The sequence below is a fragment of the Brevibacterium sp. NPDC056726 genome (assembly GCF_042790515.1).
GTDB lineage: Bacteria > Actinomycetota > Actinomycetes > Actinomycetales > Brevibacteriaceae > Brevibacterium > Brevibacterium sanguinis.
The window spans coordinates 587721-603429 of record NZ_JBHTYZ010000002.1 but is presented as its reverse complement, the minus strand read 5'-3'; the positions used below and the strand labels follow the sequence as shown (position 1 = coordinate 603429).

The 15709-nt window shown below is 69.4% G+C and carries 16 protein-coding genes; 5 read left to right on the top strand and 11 right to left on the bottom strand.

All coding sequences use genetic code 11. The annotated features are described in order from the left end of the window. Nucleotides 1-33: 33 nt before the first annotated feature. The 5 genes from ACFQ91_RS06250 to ACFQ91_RS06230 all read right to left on the bottom strand — a co-directional run bounded on the left by ACFQ91_RS06250 (nt 34) and on the right by ACFQ91_RS06230 (nt 4425). Nucleotides 34-1827, bottom strand: coding sequence for an ABC transporter permease (locus ACFQ91_RS06250; RefSeq protein ID WP_344249607.1), 1794 nt, complete (start codon nt 1825-1827; stop codon nt 34-36). A gap of 99 nt (nt 1828-1926) precedes the next feature. Next, complete coding sequence (locus tag ACFQ91_RS06245; protein ID WP_198498682.1) at nt 1927-2328, bottom strand: molybdopterin-binding protein; 402 nt, start codon at nt 2326-2328, stop codon at nt 1927-1929. After that, nucleotides 2325-2747 (bottom strand): molybdenum cofactor biosynthesis protein MoaE, encoded by a 423-nt coding sequence (locus ACFQ91_RS06240; protein ID WP_344249609.1) that lies wholly within the window; start codon nt 2745-2747, stop codon nt 2325-2327. Before ACFQ91_RS06240 ends, ACFQ91_RS06245 begins: the two co-directional genes overlap by 4 nt. Continuing rightward, the gene (moaC, locus tag ACFQ91_RS06235) at nt 2744-3175 is read right to left on the bottom strand and encodes a cyclic pyranopterin monophosphate synthase MoaC (protein WP_376871846.1); all 432 of its coding nucleotides are present in this window, start codon (nt 3173-3175) and stop codon (nt 2744-2746) included. The genes ACFQ91_RS06240 and moaC overlap by 4 nt, the downstream gene beginning before the upstream one ends. Before the next feature lie 35 nt (nt 3176-3210). Beyond that, nucleotides 3211-4425 carry a molybdopterin molybdotransferase MoeA gene (locus ACFQ91_RS06230; RefSeq protein WP_344249613.1) on the bottom strand — a complete coding sequence of 405 codons (1215 nt, stop codon included), beginning with the start codon at nt 4423-4425 and terminating at the stop codon, nt 3211-3213. A 45-nt stretch (nt 4426-4470) separates the two neighbouring features. On the opposite strand from ACFQ91_RS06230, the gene moaA reads away from it, so the two are divergent. Then, nucleotides 4471-5559 carry a GTP 3',8-cyclase MoaA gene (gene moaA / locus ACFQ91_RS06225; protein WP_344249615.1) on the top strand — a complete coding sequence of 363 codons (1089 nt, stop codon included), beginning with the start codon at nt 4471-4473 and terminating at the stop codon, nt 5557-5559. A gap of 8 nt (nt 5560-5567) precedes the next feature. Continuing rightward, entirely contained in the window at nt 5568-5846 is a 279-nt protein-coding gene (locus ACFQ91_RS06220) for a MoaD/ThiS family protein (protein ID WP_344249617.1), read from the top strand. 90 nt (nt 5847-5936) lie between these two features. Here ACFQ91_RS06220 and ACFQ91_RS06215 read toward each other — a convergent pair whose 3' ends face one another. Further along, entirely contained in the window at nt 5937-7088 is a 1152-nt protein-coding gene (locus ACFQ91_RS06215) for a ThiF family adenylyltransferase (protein ID WP_344249619.1), read from the bottom strand. Nucleotides 7089-7133: 45 nt separating this feature from the next. Then, nucleotides 7134-8339 carry a molybdopterin molybdotransferase MoeA gene (locus ACFQ91_RS06210; RefSeq protein ID WP_344249621.1) on the bottom strand — a complete coding sequence of 402 codons (1206 nt, stop codon included), beginning with the start codon at nt 8337-8339 and terminating at the stop codon, nt 7134-7136. A 132-nt stretch (nt 8340-8471) separates the two neighbouring features. Here ACFQ91_RS06210 and ACFQ91_RS06205 point away from each other — a divergent pair, with 132 nt between their 5' ends. Continuing rightward, nucleotides 8472-9311 (top strand): type II CAAX endopeptidase family protein, encoded by an 840-nt coding sequence (locus ACFQ91_RS06205; protein ID WP_344249623.1) that lies wholly within the window; start codon nt 8472-8474, stop codon nt 9309-9311. A 106-nt stretch (nt 9312-9417) separates the two neighbouring features. On the opposite strand, the gene ACFQ91_RS06200 is transcribed toward ACFQ91_RS06205, so the two are convergent. After that, nucleotides 9418-10887: a peptide MFS transporter gene (locus ACFQ91_RS06200; RefSeq protein WP_198498673.1), complete on the bottom strand. Its 1470-nt coding sequence runs from the start codon at nt 10885-10887 to the stop codon at nt 9418-9420. 128 nt (nt 10888-11015) lie between these two features. Next, entirely contained in the window at nt 11016-12284 is a 1269-nt protein-coding gene (locus tag ACFQ91_RS06195; RefSeq protein WP_344249626.1) for an MFS transporter, read from the bottom strand. Between the two features lie 271 nt (nt 12285-12555). On the opposite strand from ACFQ91_RS06195, the gene ACFQ91_RS06190 reads away from it, so the two are divergent. Next, nucleotides 12556-12969 carry a phage holin family protein gene (locus ACFQ91_RS06190; RefSeq protein WP_140955080.1) on the top strand — a complete coding sequence of 138 codons (414 nt, stop codon included), beginning with the start codon at nt 12556-12558 and terminating at the stop codon, nt 12967-12969. A 112-nt stretch (nt 12970-13081) separates the two neighbouring features. Further along, on the top strand, nt 13082-13309 hold the full coding sequence (locus ACFQ91_RS06185) for a hypothetical protein (protein WP_344249631.1): 228 nt from the start codon (nt 13082-13084) through the stop codon (nt 13307-13309). 66 nt (nt 13310-13375) lie between these two features. Here ACFQ91_RS06185 and ACFQ91_RS06180 read toward each other — a convergent pair whose 3' ends face one another. Both ACFQ91_RS06180 and ACFQ91_RS06175 read right to left on the bottom strand, forming a co-directional pair. Then, nucleotides 13376-14239 (bottom strand): alpha/beta hydrolase, encoded by an 864-nt coding sequence (locus ACFQ91_RS06180; RefSeq protein WP_344259353.1) that lies wholly within the window; start codon nt 14237-14239, stop codon nt 13376-13378. Nucleotides 14240-14241: 2 nt separating this feature from the next. Beyond that, nucleotides 14242-15183, bottom strand: coding sequence for a universal stress protein (locus ACFQ91_RS06175; protein WP_232623582.1), 942 nt, complete (start codon nt 15181-15183; stop codon nt 14242-14244). Between the last annotated feature and the right edge of the window lie 526 nt (nt 15184-15709).

Genomic DNA, 15709 nt, shown 5'->3' with positions numbered 1-15709 from the left:
TCACTGACAGCGTGCGGTGTGATCGCCTTCACACTATTCCGGTTCGGTCCGACTCGCAAAGGCCGGGGTGCTCCTGTCGTCGGCCTCCCTGCCGAGGCGGGTGGGGGTGGTGGCGCGGAAGCTGCGGACGAAGTCGTCGTCGCTCCCGGGCCCGGCCTGTCCGTCGGCCTCGACGAGACGCGCGCGACCGGCGTCGATGAGGACGAGCGCGCGGCTGAGTGCCGCGACGTCGGCGGCGTCATGGGTGATGAGCAGGGCGCTGCGTCCGCGCAGCACGTCGGCGAGGACGGCGCGGGTGCTGATCTTCACGTCGACGTCGAGGGCGGCGAGGGGCTCGTCGAGGAGGAGGAGCGTGGGGTCGATGACGAGCGCCCGGGCGAGGGCGATGCGCGCTGCCTGCCCGCCGGAGACCTCGTCGGGGCGGCGGTCGCTGCAGTGGCCGACGCCGAGGCGGTCGAGCATCGCCTGGGCGGTGGTGCGGGCCTCGGCGCTCCGGTGTCCGTGGGCGCGGAGTCCGAACGCGACGTTGTCGAGGACGCTGAGGTGCGGGAAGAGCAGCGGGTTCTGGGCGAGGTGGACGACCCCGCGAGCGTGGATGGGCGGCCAGTGGCCGGCGTCGATGTCGAAGATCGTGCGGTCGCCGAGCCGCAGCGCCCCGGATTCGGCGGGCAGGGCGCCGGTGATGATCTGGAAGAGACTCGACTTCCCGGCCCCGTTGCGGCCGATGAGCGCCGTCGTCTGCCCGGCGGACACGTCGAGGGCGATGTCGAGTCCGCGGGTGGGCAGCTGGGCGCTCAGGCTCAGTCGCCCGTCGCCGGCCCCGGCGGCGGGACTGGTGGCGGCTCCGGCGACGGCGCCCGTGGCGGCTCCGCGGCCGATCTCCGAGGTGACGCCCCTGCAAGCGGCATGGGGTTCCGGTTGGGCCTCCGCCACCGGGAGGACAGCATCGGTGTCGTCCGGCCGGGAGGCGGGTGCGCCCGTGCGCGCGATGGTGGCGCCGGGAGCCGAAGCGCGCGGGCCGAAGCGGCGCAGACGCGGGGCGTGGGGCGAGCGGTACGCGAGGACGATGATGATGAGCGCGGTGACGACGAGGAGCAGGGAGAGGGCGATCGCCGACTGCGGGTCGGACTCGCGGACGAGGTAGATCTGCAGCGGCATCGTCCGGGTCACGCCCGACAGGGAGCCGGCGAAGGTGAGGGTCGCCCCGAATTCGCCGAGGGATCTGGCGAAGCAGAGGACGGCGCCGGTGAGGATGCCTGCCCGCAGCATGGGGAGGGTGACCGTGGCGAACACGCGCATCGGGGTCGCCCCGAGTTCGGCGGCGGCGATCTCGTAGCGCTGCCCGCGCGCGGCGACCGCGGTCTCGACCGACATCACCATGAACGGGAGGGAGACGAAGATCTGGGCGACGACGACGGCCGCCGTCGTGTACGCGAGCCCGAGACCGGCCTCGGTGAGCAGGGACCCGAGATACGCCGAGCGCCCCCACGTGTAGAGGAGCGCGAGGCCGCTGACGACCGGCGGCAGGACGAGCGGGAGGAGGATGAGGGTGCGCACGAGCCGCTGTCCCGGGAACGTCGTCGTGGCGAGCAGATAGCCGAGCGGGAAGCCGAGGACGACGCTGACGAGCGCGGAGATCGTCGACGTGAGCAGGGACAGTCCCATCGCCAGCTGCGACTCGGGGGCCCCGATGACCTCGCCGAGGTGGCCGAGGTCGATGCGGGTGACCATCCCGATGATGGGGACGAGGAGGAACGCGACGGCGAGGACAGCGGGAATCCACAGCCACCTCGGCGCCGTCGCATGCCTCCGGGCACGCCCCGTCACGGATGGTCTCCCGGTGTGGAATCACAGATCATCCACCCATTATCACCCGCAGATGCGGAGTTTCAGAGCATCTGCGTCAGCATCTGAGACTGGTAAGGGTCAGTCGCCGCCAGCGGTGTCGATCCACACCATCGTCGCCTTGACGGCCGCGGTGGCGAGGCTGCCGGGTTCGAGTTCGAGCTGACGGCACGCCTCGGCGGACATCAGGGACACGACCCGGAACGGCCCGCACTGGAGGCTGACCTGCGCCATCACCCCGTCGATGACGACGTCGGTTACGAGCCCGGTGAAGCGGTTGCGCGCCGAGCTGCGGACGTGCGTCGGGTCGTCGAGGGAACCGGCGCCGTCCTGGGCGAGCACGGCGAGTTCGGCCCCGTCGACGACGGACCGGTTCGAGGCGTCCTTGTGCTGCGCGAGCCGGCCGTCGCTGATCCAGCGACGGATCGTGTCGTCGCTGACGCCGAGGAACCGGGCGGCCTCGCTGATGCGCAGCTGAGTCATTCGAGCGCTCCCACCCATTCGTCGTCGCCGTCGGTGAAGAACTGGTGCTTCCAGATCGCCACCTTCTCCTTGACCTCGTCGACGAGCTCGCCGCACGCGACGAAGGACTCCCGGCGGTGCGGTGAGGCGACGACGGCGGCCAGCGCCACATCGCCGACGGTCAGCTCTCCGACCCGGTGGACGACGGAGAGGCGGACCGCGGGATGCCGGGCGGCCACCGCGGCGGCCACCTCGGCGATCTGCGCGGGCGCCAGCGGGTGGGATTCGTAGACGAGCCGGGTGACACCGCGGCCCGAATCGTGGTCGCGGATGATCCCGGAGAAGGTCACGGCGGCCCCGCATTCGGCGGTGACGACCTCGGGTTCGAGGTCGGTCACGCTGATCGGGGACTCGGTGATGCCGGTGGTGATGACGGTCATGACTCCCGCTTCCAGTCCCCGCTCTTGCCGCCGGTCTTCTCGAGGACCTTGATGTCCCCGATGACCGCGCGGTTGTCGACGGCCTTGATCATGTCGAAGATCGTCAGCGCGGCGACGGAGACGGCGGTGAGGGCCTCCATCTCGACACCGGTCACCGACACCGTCTTCACGGCCGCGGTCACCGTGACGGCGGAGTCCGTGAGGGTGAAGTCGACGTCGACGCCGGTCAGCGGCAGCGGATGGCAGAGCGGGATGAGGTCGCTCGTGCGCTTGGCGCCCATCACCGCGGCAATCCGCGCCACCGGCAGGGCATCGCCCTTGGGCAGGCCCGCCTGACCGATGAGGGAGATGACCTCCGGGGTCGTCGTGATCGTGGCCGTGGCCACGGCCCGCCGCCGGGTGGTGCTCTTGTCGCCGACGTCGACCATCCGGGCGGCTCCGGACTCGTCGAGGTGTGTGAGGCTCACGCGATTGTCCACGTTCTCAGCCTATCCCCCGCGGCCGCGAACGGGTCGTCAGGGTCGTCGGTGGGCGGGATGAAGACGAGGTGGGTGCTCTCGGCGTAGCTGTGGAGCAGATGCGACCGGGAGCCGCCGACGAAGGTGATGCCGTCGTCGTCGACGATCGCCCGCCGCACCTGGAGCTTGCCGGCAGGCGGGGTCTCGTCGAGGTCGGCGGCCAGCGGGTGGAAGCCGACGGGGCGGGCATCGAGGCCGGGGTCGATGCCGAGGAGGGCGGGGCGGATGAAGAGCTCAACGCTGATGAGGGCGCTCACGGGATTGCCCGGCAGGGCCACCCAGGGGTGACCGGCGAGCGTGCCCACGCCCTGCGGTCCGCCGGGCTGCATGGCGATGGGTTCGAAGAGCATGTCCGCGCCCGGGTCGAGGGTCGCGGCGAGTTTGACGACCTCGCGAGCGCCCTTCGAGATGCCGCCGGTGGACACGACGAGGTCGGTGTCGACGGCGCGCACTCGGCGCAGCAGCTCCTCCGGGTCGTCGGGCACCCGCAGCTGGGTGACCTCGGCGCCGAGGCGGGTGAGGCTCGCGGTCAGGGTGATGCCGTTGGAATCCTCGATGCCGGCGTCGGCGTCCCCGGCGATCTCGTCTCCGGTGCTGAGGACGAGGATCCGCGGGAGGGTGACGACGTCGAGGTCGACGACTCCGCAGGCGGTGGCGACGCCGAGGCGGGCGGGAGTGAGCAGCGCACCGGCGCGGAGCACGGTGGTCCCGGCGGTGACGTCGCTGCCGCGGGCGCGGACGAACGCGCCGGCTGCGGGTGCGTCCTCGACGGTGATCTCCGTCGCCCCGAAGGTGCCCGGTTCGGTGGCCTCGATGGGGATGATCGTGTCAGCACCCTCGGGCACCGGGGCTCCGGTCATGATCTCGACGACGGTGCCGGGGTCCACGGCAGCGCCCCGGGCTCCGGCGGCGACCTGCCCGACGACGGGCAGCGGGCCGAGGCGGGACCCGTCCCGCGGTGCGGTCGTCAGGGTCTGTGCGGCGACGGCGAACCCGTCCATGCTCGAGTTGTCGAAGGCGGGGACGTCGACGGCGGAGACGACATCGGCGGCCAGCTGCCTGGGCACCTGAAGAAGGGCGGTCAGGGGCATGCGCGCCGAGCCGCGCAGCGGACTGATCGTCTCGAATACCCGACGACGATGCGTGAAGGCGCTGGTCATGGGACGATGATAGCGAAGAGCTTTCGTCAAGGGAGGAGAACGGACATGGGGACGATCGGCCTGCCGACCCCGATGGTGAGGACTCCGACTCTCGACCCGGGCACGTCGTTCACCGCGCACAGCGAGGAGTCGCTCCTCGACACGTTCGGACGGCGGGCGCGGGACCTGCGGATCTCGCTGACGGATTTCTGCAACCTGCGCTGCAGCTACTGCATGCCCGCCGAGGGTGTCGAGTTCATGCCCCGCGATGCGGCGATGAGCGCCGAGGAGATCATCCGCTTCGCCCGCATCGGCGTCGAGCGGTTCGGCGTCGACCAGATCCGGTTCACCGGCGGAGAGCCGCTGACCCGCCACGACATCACCGACATCATCGCGGGCGTCGCCGCCCTGACCCCGCGGCCGAACATCGCCCTGACGACGAACGCGATCGGTCTCGACAAGCGCGCGGCGAAGCTCAAGGAGGCCGGTCTCGACCGGATCAACGTCTCCCTCGACACGGTCGATGCCGACACGTTCGCCGAGATCACCCGGCGTCCGTTCCTCCAGCGCGTCCTCGACGGCATCCAGGGGTCGAAGGACGCCGGTCTCGACCCGGTGAAGATCAACGCCGTGCTCCTGCCGGGGGTCAACGACACGCAGGCACCCGACCTCCTCCAGTGGTGCCTCGGCCACGGACTGTCGCTGCGGTTCATCGAGCAGATGCCCCTCGACGCGGGGCACTCGTGGGATCGCGGGACGATGATCACCGCCGCTGACGTCTTCGCGCTGCTCGAACCCCGCTTCGTCCTCACGCCGGACGAGGCCCCGCGCGGTGGGGCGCCGGCGGAGAAGTTCCGGGTGGCGAGCCGTGAGGATCCGGACACCGACCTCGGCGACGTCGGCATCATCGCCTCGGTCACGCGCCCGTTCTGCGCCGACTGCACCCGCACCCGGCTGACCGCCGAGGGCCGGGTGCGCACGTGCCTGTTCTCCCGCACCGAGGTCGATCTGCTCGTCGCGCTGCGCTCGGGTGCCACGGATGAGGAGATCGCGAACCTGTGGAAGGGCGCGCACTGGGCGAAGCTCGCCGGGCACGGCATGGACTCCGCCGACTTCACCCAGCCGCAGCGACCGATGAGCGCCATCGGAGGATGAGAGAGACCGTGTCGACCACCGCAGCCTCGCATGCCGCCGCACCCGCGACCGTCACCGTGCGCTTCTTCGCCGCCGCCCGGGAGGCGTTCGGCACGAAGGAGTCGACCGCCGAGGCGGCCACTCTCGCCGATCTCATCGCCGTCCTCACTGCTGGGGCCGACACCGAGGCGGTCACGGTCCTTGAGCGGTCGAGCTTCCTCGTCAACGCCCGGGCGCGCACCGACCGGCAAGCGCCCTTGGCCGCCGGAGACACCGTCGACGTCCTCCCGCCCTTCGCCGGGGGGTGAGCGGGACGAAGCGCTGTGTGAGCGCGGGTCCACATTTCGAGGGGTGACCGCCCGCTGGGGTGTGACCCCGTTTTGGGGTGCGACCGTCGGTCAGAACGCGGCGTCGATGCTGCCGCGGGAGAGGTGAGCGAGGTAGCCGCCGGAGATCGACACGGCGTCGATCCCTGCCCGGCGCAGAGCGCTGACCGTCCGGGCCGAGCGCACCCCTGACCGGCAGTAGAGGGCGAAGCGCGCCGACTCCCCCACGACCGTCGCACCGTCGGTCGCCGTGAGCAGCCCGGGATCGGCGAGGAGTCGGTCCATGGGAATGTGGGCGGCTCCGGCGACGCTGCCCGCCGACACCTCGTCGTCGTCCCTGATGTCGACGAGCACGTCGTCGCGGGTGAGGCCCTCCCACGTGATGACCGGGATGGCCTCGTCGGCAGATGGGGTCGCCGAGGCGGCAGGCGCGTTTGCCGCGGCGGGGGCGACGGCTGGCCCCGGTGCACCGCCGCTGCGGTGGTCCTCGAGGCTCGTCACGGGCCGGCGTTCGGGGTCGCGGGCGACGGGGATCGTCTCCCAGCTCGCATCGAGGCTGCTGTGGATCGAGACGGCGTCGCGCAGGGGCGTGCCGATGCCGGCGAGCACCTTGATCGTCTCCATCGCCATCGCCGAGCCGATGCTGCCGCACAGGGCGCCGATGACCCCGGCGGTCGCACAGTTGGGCACGGACCCGGGCGCGGGCATCTCGGGGTGGAGGTCGCGCAGCGTCGACCCGGTGCGGGCGTCGAAGACGGCGAGCTGTCCGTCGAAGCCGAGGATCGTGCCCCACACGAGGGGGATCCCGAGCAGCTCGCACGCATCGTTGACGAGGTAGCGGGTCTCGAAGTTGTCGCTGCCGTCGACGACGATGTCGGTCCCGGTCAGCAGCTCTTCGGCGTTGTCGGCGGTGAGCAGCACCGGGTGCGTGATGATCTCGATGTCGGAGTTGAGTCCGGCCAGCCGCCGGGCCGCGGAGTCGACCTTGCGGTTGCCGACCTCCTCCTCGGCGTGGAGGAACTGCCGGTGGAGGTTGCTCAGCTCGACGACGTCGGGGTCGATGACGCTGATGGTGCCGACCCCGGCGGCGGCGAGATAGGTGAGCACGGGCGCCCCGAGGCCCCCGGCGCCGATGACGACGACATGGGAGGCGAGCAGTCTCTCCTGGGCTTCTGCGCCGAATCCGCGGAGGCGGATCTGGCGGGTGTAGCGGGCAAGGTCCATGGTTCTCAGTCTAGGACCGGTGCGCGCACGCGCGCTCGCCGCCCGCTACCCCGCGAGGCCGGTGGCCGGCAGCGGGAGCACCTGAACGAGGTCGCCGGCGGAGATCGCCGCCGGTGCGGCGGGCACGCGGAGGATCGCGTCGGCACCGGCGAAGTCGCGCAGCCGGGCGCGTTCGGCCGGGACGACGGTGCCCTCGACGGAGACGGTGACGGGGACGAAGGACACGCCCTTGACGTGTCCGGCGAGGTCGGGGCCGGCATAGACGGCCCGCTGCCAGCGTGCGGCGAGGTCGGTCCCCGACAGCAGGGTGAGCGCGAAGAGATGGAAAGACAGGAGCGCGCCGGACGGGGTGCCCGGGAAGTGGAGCAGGGGCACGCCGCCGCGGCGCCCGTGCCCCTGCGGACCCCCGGGACGCTGGCGCACCCGGACGAACTCGGAGTCGGTGCCCTCGAGGCTCGCCCGCACGACCTCGAAGGCCCCGGCGCTGATCCCGCCGGTCGTGATGACGAGGTCGACGTCGGGGAGGAGACCGTCGAGCACGGCGAGGAACTCGGCCGGATCGTCGCTGCTCGTGCCCAGGTGCGGGATCGCCCCGGCGGTGACGATGGCGGCTGAGAGCATCGGCAGGTTCGAGTTCGGGATGATCGGCGCGGTCGCCGTCGCAGCCCCCGGGGCGGCGGCGAGTTCGTCGCCGGTGACGATGAGTCCGACGCGCAGCCGCCGTCGCACCTCGACGGTGGTCTCCCCGAGCATCGCGAGCGACCCGATCGCCGCGGCCCCCAGGCGCTGACCGCCGAGGACGACGATGTCGCCGACCGCGGTGTCCTCACCGACGTCGCGGATGTTCCACCGGCCGACGATCGTCTCCGGCAGGCCGGCGACGGTGATCGTCTCAGGGATCTCTCCGGTCCGAGCGGCATCGGTGAATTCGACGGGGACGACGGCCACGGCACCGGCCGGGACGGCGGCACCCGTCATCACCCGCACCGCTGTGCCGGCGGCGATGTCGACCGGGCGGTGACCGGCGGGCACGTCGCCGACCACGGAGACGGGGGCGCCCGTGCGGGCCCGGGCGAGGGCGCGGGCGTCGAGGGCGTAGCCGTCCATCGCCGAGGTGGCGAAGGCCGGGATCGGATCCCGGGCGACGACGTCGTGGGCGAGGATCCGACCGACCGCCTCGGCGAGGGGCACGCTCTCACTGCCGACCGGCAGAGCTCCGGCGATGATCCGGGAATAGGCCTCGGGGTCCACGCACGTCCTTTCGCTGCGTCGGGCCGGAGGAGTCGCGGTGAGTCGTCCGGTCGGGGATGTCTCCGTCGATCCTAGGACGTGGGCGCCGCTCTTCACCAATGCGCCCTGCCCGTCTCGATTAGAGTGGGTGACGTGGAGGAACAGACCGAACCGAGAAGATGGAGCGTCGTCTCACGTCCCGGGCTCGCCGCGGTCCTCCTCGCCGCCTCGGCGGTGATCCTCTTCGGGATCGGCACGGAGTTCCGGGCCGTCAAGGTGTGGGGCTATGCGCCGATGGCCGCGTCCCTCATCCTCGCGTGGACGACCGCGGACCGGAGCTTCGCCCGGGATCTCAGCGTCATCGCCGGGGCTCTCGCGCTCATCTCCGCGATCTCCGTCGAAGCCGACATCTCGTGGACGAACATCCTGCGGATGGGGATCGTGCTCAGCGCCGTCGTCATCGGGCCCTTCCTCGTCACCCGGTACTGGTTCAAGGAGAAGAGCATCGTCTACCCGCGCCGGCACGGTCAGCCGTGGTCGAAGCTCGAGTGGGGTTGGCTGATCTTCGTCGTCGTCGTCGCCTGGCTCGTCCTCCCCCAGTACTTCTTCCGCACCGGGGTCTACCTCAACTGGCCGGCGGTGACCGAATGGCATGAGATCCTCAGGCTCTTCATCGGCGTCAACGCCGTCGGCCTCTGGGACGAGCTGTTCTTCATCTGCACGGTCTTCGCCCTGCTGCGCCGGCACTTCGACTTCTGGACGGCGAACGTGCTCACGACGATCATCTTCGTCTCGTTCCTCTGGGAGCTCGGCTACCGGTCGATCGGTCCGCTGCTGACGATTCCCTTCGCCGTCGTCCAGGCGGTGATCTTCACGAAGACGAAGTCCCTGCCCTACACCGTCACGGTCCATCTCATCTTCGACGCGATCGTCTTCCTCACGATCGTCGCCGCCCACCATCCGCAGGCGCTGCCGATCTTCATCGGGGTCTGACTCCGACAGGAGAACCGCCCTGTCCGGGAAGTTCCGGACAGGGCGGTTCCCTGCGGTCTGGTCACCCGCGGTGACGGGTGTCAGACATACGGGTGTCAGAGGCGGATCAGCGCACGCCCTTGAGCATCTTGAGCATCGGCTTCGTCAGCGTCAGCGCGAGGAGCCCGAGGACGATCGAGGTGCCGCCGATCGACGTCCAGTACGGGGTCTGGTTCGCCGGATCGAAGTAGCCGCCGAGCACACCCGAGAGTGCGGTTCCCACACCGGAGGCGAGGAAGAACACGGCGATCATCTGCGACTGGAACACCTTCGGGGCGACCTTCGTCGAGAACGACAGGCCGACCGGGGAGATGAGCAGCTCGCCGAAGACGAAGATGGCGAGGATGAGGCAGACCCACAGCAGCGGCGTCGAGTTCGCCGGCGCGGTCGCATACGGCAGGAACATGAGGAATCCGAGGCCGATGAAGACGAGCGAGAGGCCCGCCTTGACCGGGGTCGAGATCTGCTTGGGACCGAGCTTCATCCACATCGTCGCGAACAGCGGCGCGAAGATGATGACGAACGCGGCGGGGATGAGCTGGATCCAGTTGATCGGCATCTCCCACCCGAAGATCGACCGGTTGAGCTGACCGTCGGAGTAGACGGTGAGGACACCGAAGATCTGCTGGTACATCGACCAGAAGACGACGCTCGTGATGAAGAACGGAATGAACGCGAGCACCCGGGAGCGTTCGGTGGCGTTCGTCTGCGGCGAGGTGTACATGACGATGAAGTAGCACGCTGCGGCTGCCGCGGAGATGCCGGCGATCCACCAGTCGAGGTTCTCGGGGTTGACGAGACCGGTCATCCACAGCACGGTGGCGAGGACGACGACGGCGACGACCGCGACGATGAAGAGGTAGAGCTTCGACTTCGGCAGCGGGTTGACCGCGGTGCGCGATTCGGCGGGCAGCTTCTTCCGGCCGCTGCCGTAGATGACGAGGCCGAGCGCCATGCCGACGGCGGCGGCGCCGAAGCCGTAGTGGAAGCCGATGTTCTGCTGGAGCAGACCGGTGATGAGCGGGCCGAAGAGGGCTCCGATGTTGACGCCCATGTAGAAGATCGTGAAGCCCGCGTCGCGGCGGGGATCCTTCTCCTCGTAGAGCTCACCGACGAGCGCGGAGGCGTTGGCCTTGAGGCCGCCGGACCCGAGGGCCACGAGGATGAGGCCGGCGGCGACTCCGCCGAATCCCGGCACGAGCGCCAGCGCGATGTGGCCGGCCATGATGATGATCGCCGAGTAGAAGAGGACCTTCTCCGCGCCGAGGATGCGGTCGGCGACCCAGGCGCCGAGGATGGTGGCGAGGAAGACGGCACCGCCGTAGGCGCCGACGATCCCGACCGCTGTGGCCTGCGGGAGTCCGAGTCCGCCGTCTGTGACCTGGAAGTACAGGTAGAGGGCGAGGATGCCGTTCATGCCGTAGTAGGAGAAGCGCTCCCACAGTTCGAGGCTGAAGAGCTGGAAGAGCGGAAGCGGGTGTCCGAAGAACCGCGTATCGCTCTTGACGACCTCGGTCGTCGAGGTGCTGGTAGACATATCGTGCTTTCCGTTGTGTCGTGCGATCGCGCGATGTAGGAGCGCGAACAACCGGTTACTCTACTCCCACGACATGGCACACAGCACATTTTCGGTGGAATGGGAAGAGGTGTCCCAGATCGCGGAATCTACGTGTGAACCACGTCTCGTTTCCGCTGGCGGAAGCGCACGAGGACGTTGAGGAGGGCGGCGAGGACGACGACGATCGCGGCCCCGATCGGAACGGCGATGGCCGTGGACGTCCCGACCTCCTCGGCGAGGATGCCGCCGAGCGCCGAGGCCACGGACTGTCCGACGATGATCGCCGATCCCGCCATCGACATCACGGTGGCCGAGCGTCCGCGGGGGCTGCGTTCGGCGGCGAGGCTGAAGAGGGTGACGAGCGACGGCCCGATCGCCGTGCCCATGAGGAGGAGCCCGATGACGACCCCGGGCATCGCAGAGGCGGTCGCGAGCACGATGGTGCCGGCGAGCAGCAGCGGGGCGAAGCACAGCAGCCTCGCCCAGAGGGCGAAGCGCGGGGAGAAGAGGGCGACGGAGATCGCGAGGATCGCCGAGCCGATGCCGAGGACACCGTAGACGAGCCCGGCCTGTTCGGGGTGGCCGAGGTCATTCATCAGCGAGGTCAGGGCCGTCAGCGTCGAACCGAAGACGAGCCCGATGCCGAAGACGCCGAGGACGACGACGAAGATCCGTCCGGTGAAGAGGTCGCGCACCGGTCCCTTGACGACGGCGGCGGCTGCGCCCGACGTCGCGATGCGACCGCTGCGGTGGAGGGCGAAGGCGGTGACGAAGATGAGCGTCATGGCGACGGCACCGATGATCGGGGCGACGGGTGAGAACCATGTGGCGAGCAGCCCGACGATGAAGGGGCCGAAGACGAAGACGACCTCGTCGGCGGCGGACTCGTAGGCCATCGTGCCGTTGAGCACCTTCGACTGCCGGGTGCCGGGCAGCACTGAGAGGATGACGTCGACGAGGCGGGAGCGCGACATCGGGGAGACCTGCGGGGCGCTCGCTCCGATGAGGAAGGACGCGAGGAGGACGACGACGTCGGGCAGCGGGGAGAAGACGACCCAGGCGAGGAAGAGCAGAGCCGCGCTGTTGATCGCCCCGACGACGAGGAGGACGGGACGCTGTCCCCAGCGGTCGGCGGCGGCGCCGATGAAGGAGCCGAAGATCGCCGTGCCGAGCCCGACCATCGCGGAGTTGAGGCCGCCGAGGCTGAGCGAGTCGCGGCCGGCGACGACGAGCGTGAGGACGCCGACGACGACCATCGCATAGGGCATGCGGGCGAGGAAGGCAATGGGGAAATAGCTGAGACCGACGGCGCGGAGCAGGCCGGGTTCGGCGGTCGGGGGCTCGGTGTGCGGTGTCCTCTGATCGGGGTGCTGCATGGCGTTCTTCGTTTCTGCCTCGCAATGCGCTGCGAGGATTCGGTGCCGCCGTGGTGAACTGCTCTGCACTCGGTAGATGCACATCGGTGGGATGGGAACTCTGCCCCCAGCCTACCTGCCGAGCGCCCGCGCCAGGCGGTGTCATCGGTCACGATCGCATCAGGCACCCTGTCTCATCGGCACAGGTCAGGGATCAGCGGACGGGGTCGCGGACACGGCTTTCCCATCCCTGACTCAGTGGACCCGCAGACGGGAGTGAAAGGATATGACCATGAACTTCCTCTTCCGAGTCGGCATCAACGCCTTCGCCATCTGGGTGGCCGTGTGGCTGCTGCCCGGCGTGAGCATCGCCGGCAATGAGCTCATCGAGGAACAGGTCGGTCCGGTCTTCGCGATGGTCGTCTCCTACCTCGTCATCGGTCTGATCTTCGGGTTGGCCAATGCCTTCATCAAACCGATCATCAGCGTGCTGTCGGCACCGATCACCTGTCTGACGCTCGGTCTGTTCTCGATCGTCATCAACGCCGCGATGCTCGCGCTGACGAGCTGGCTGAGCGGGTTCACGCCGTTCGTCTTCACGATCGACTCGTTCTTCTTCCAGGCGATCCTCGCCGCGATCATCGTCTCCGTGGTCTCCGCGCTGCTCGGCTGGCTCGCCCCGGAGCGCTCGTACGACCGGGACTGACCTCGCACGCCCGGGACTGACACGGCCCCCGCCGGAATGCCCGTGTCGTTCTCTACGGCATGTAGACTGATGGCTGATCATCGCCGTATCGCCGCAAGTCTCGGAGGAGAACATGTCCAACCCCGCCGCGCAGAGAACGCAGAACTCCGCGAACTTCGCTGACGTCGTCGTCTTCGTCGTCTGCTTCGCGCTCTTCATCTTCTCGATCTACCTCTTCGGCGCGGCGTTCTCCTCCCCCGCCGGCACCGAGTTCTGGGTGTTCTGGGCCGGCCTCGTCGTCGCCTCGATCGCCTTCATGCTGCCGATGATCTACCACGCGATCGTCGATCGTCGCTCCTGATCCTCATGTCGGGTCACCGCTGACCTGAGACATCGCTGACCGCGTCGCAGAGCATCTGCGGCGCGGTCAGTCGCGTGTGCGGGAGAACTCCTCGATCGCCGAGGCGGCCGCCTCGGGCCGCTCGTAGTGGACGAGGTGCCCCACCCCGGAGAGTTCGACGAACCTGACGTCGTCGAGTCCGCGCACGACGGAGCGCGTGACGTCGATCGGGGCGATCGCATCCCGGTCCCCCGCGATGACGAGGAGGGGCATCGTCAGGTCGGGGGCCACCTCGGTGACGGTGTGGGCGACGGACACGTCGAAGGCCTGCGCGAGGGAGCGCCGGTCGCTGAAGGTCGAGAAGTAGCGGGCGTGCTGGTCGTGGATGTAGCGGCGCAGCCCGGGATCCTTCGTCGTCGCCATCACCTCGCTCATCAGCCGGACGATGACGGGACTCGAGAGCAGGGCCCGGCCGGGTCGCTCCGGCAGGCGGGCGCCGAGTTCGTAGTAGACCCGGGTCAGTGCCGTGAGGACGCGTGCCGAGCCCTCGAGGGCGGGCGTGGTGATCGGGTTGATGAGGACGAGTTCGGGCATCGCGGCAGGATCGTCTGCGGCGAGGTGCGAGACGAGGATCGACCCGAAGGAGTGGCCGACGAGGATCGGCACGGCCTCCCACTGAGCGGTCACCTCGGCGATGAGCAGGCGGAGATGATCGAGGTAGGCGGCCAGACTCAGACCGCCGGTCAGGGGCGCCGCCTCACCGAAGCCCGGCAGGTCGGGGACGATGACGGTGCGATCGCGCATCGCGTGGGCGATCCGGTCGAGACCGTGGTGGTCGCCCCGGAAGCCGTGGATCATGAGCACCGGTCGCCCGGGCCTGCGTCCGGGGTGGACCCACACCGGGGTGGGATGCCCGGCGACGCTGAGGTCGCGGCGCTCTGGCTCCCCCACGCTCAGCTGTCGTCGGCCGCGGTGGCCGCCTCGGCGGTGTCGGAGGCCTCCGCAGGGGCGGCGCCGGACAGGGTGCGACGCGGGATGACGACGACGGGCACCGGGAGCACGCGCAGGAGGCGGCGGGCCCGGGCACCGATGAACACGCGCCCGTGACCGAGCCGGCTCGAGCCGATGAAGGCGAGCTCACCGGAGATCCATTCGACGCTCTCGGCGGCCTCCTCGATGTCGGCGCCGGCCTCCGAGACGACGGTGGCCCGGCCGGAGGCGAAGAGGTCGGAGGCGCGACCGGCGAGCATCGCTCCGCCGAACTCCTCGGCGAACTCGGTGACCTCAGCGACCTCGTCCTCGGCCATGCCGTCGTTCTCGATGAGCGCGAGCAGACGGAGGGGCACGTCGAAGGCGGTTGCGGCTTCGATCGCCGACCCGACGAGGGCGGCAGCACCGGGACGGGCGCCGAAGAGCGCAGTAATGCGCGAGACCGGGCCGATGTCCGAGCGCCCGGCCGGGGCGAGGACGACGGGGACCTCGGAGGAGTGGAGCAGCGAGGTGGCGACCGTGCCGATGCGGAACTGGCGCATGAGCGTCGTCGCACGCGCACCGATGACGATGGCGACGGCGTCCTCGTCGGAGGCGACCTCCATGAGTCCCTTCGACTCGTTCGTCGCGGTGTGGATGACACCGCGGGCGGCGATGTCGTCGGGGATGAGCGCGAGGGCCTCCTCGAGCCAGTCGTCGAGCTGCTGGGCGACGATTCCCGTCCCGTCCTTGGGGATCGACCCGGCAGCGTGGAACGTCGAGGTCTCCGGCCGGATGATCGTGACGACGAGTTCGACGGCGACGGAGCGGGCGATCGAGATCGCCAGGGAGATGGCGTCGCGTCCGCGGTCGGTGGCGATGTAGCCGACGACGAGGCGCGGCAGAGAGGCAGCGGATTCTGACATGGAGGACTCCTGGCTGGTAGCGGTTCTCTCAGCGATTCTACGTGGGCGCAGGCGGTCCGCGCTGGGCATTCCGCACATGGTGACATGTGGGTCTGCGCACAATGCCGACGCCACGGGAAATGACCGGCGGAGAGATAAAGTTCAGCAATTCTGACCAGAAGTCCCACAACACTGTAAGACTGTGATAACTTCGTGAGTGCAATTACGGATTCGCAACCATAAACAATTGCATTGTTCCCCATGAGCACTGACGCCGCTCATCGACGATCCACGACCATGAAAGGAGTGCAGCTGAGATGAATATCTTCGACATCTTCCACCCCGTCTTTCCGGACTCCGACATCCGTCCGACGACGCTCGCTGCCTGCTCGGTCGGCGGACTGGGACTCGACGGCTGATCCTTCCAGCCTGACTCGTCTTCTTCCGCCGGCACTCTGAACGCCGGCGATTCCACTGCGCCTCGCGCATCGAACGCCCCCGTGGCCCTCACACCCGGACTGTGATCCTCACGTCCTCCCTGTGATCG

Bases quoted from the DNA above. Each gene is read 5' to 3' on its own strand.
- ACFQ91_RS06240 (WP_344249609.1), bottom strand. From the start codon at position 2,747: ATGACCGTCATCACCACCGGCATCACCGAGTCCCCGATCAGCGTGACC.
- ACFQ91_RS06200 (WP_198498673.1), bottom strand. From the start codon at position 10,887: ATGTCTACCAGCACCTCGACGACCGAGGTCGTCAAGAGCGATACGCGG.
- ACFQ91_RS06195 (WP_344249626.1), bottom strand. From the start codon at position 12,284: ATGCAGCACCCCGATCAGAGGACACCGCACACCGAGCCCCCGACCGCC.
- ACFQ91_RS06215 (WP_344249619.1), bottom strand. From the start codon at position 7,088: ATGGACCTTGCCCGCTACACCCGCCAGATCCGCCTCCGCGGATTCGGC.
- moaC (WP_376871846.1), bottom strand. From the start codon at position 3,175: ATGGTCGACGTCGGCGACAAGAGCACCACCCGGCGGCGGGCCGTGGCC.
- ACFQ91_RS06230 (WP_344249613.1), bottom strand. From the start codon at position 4,425: ATGACCAGCGCCTTCACGCATCGTCGTCGGGTATTCGAGACGATCAGT.
- ACFQ91_RS06175 (WP_232623582.1), bottom strand. From the start codon at position 15,183: ATGTCAGAATCCGCTGCCTCTCTGCCGCGCCTCGTCGTCGGCTACATC.
- ACFQ91_RS06185 (WP_344249631.1), top strand. From the start codon at position 13,082: ATGTCCAACCCCGCCGCGCAGAGAACGCAGAACTCCGCGAACTTCGCT.
- moaA (WP_344249615.1), top strand. From the start codon at position 4,471: ATGGGGACGATCGGCCTGCCGACCCCGATGGTGAGGACTCCGACTCTC.
- ACFQ91_RS06245 (WP_198498682.1), bottom strand. From the start codon at position 2,328: ATGACTCAGCTGCGCATCAGCGAGGCCGCCCGGTTCCTCGGCGTCAGC.
- ACFQ91_RS06190 (WP_140955080.1), top strand. From the start codon at position 12,556: ATGAACTTCCTCTTCCGAGTCGGCATCAACGCCTTCGCCATCTGGGTG.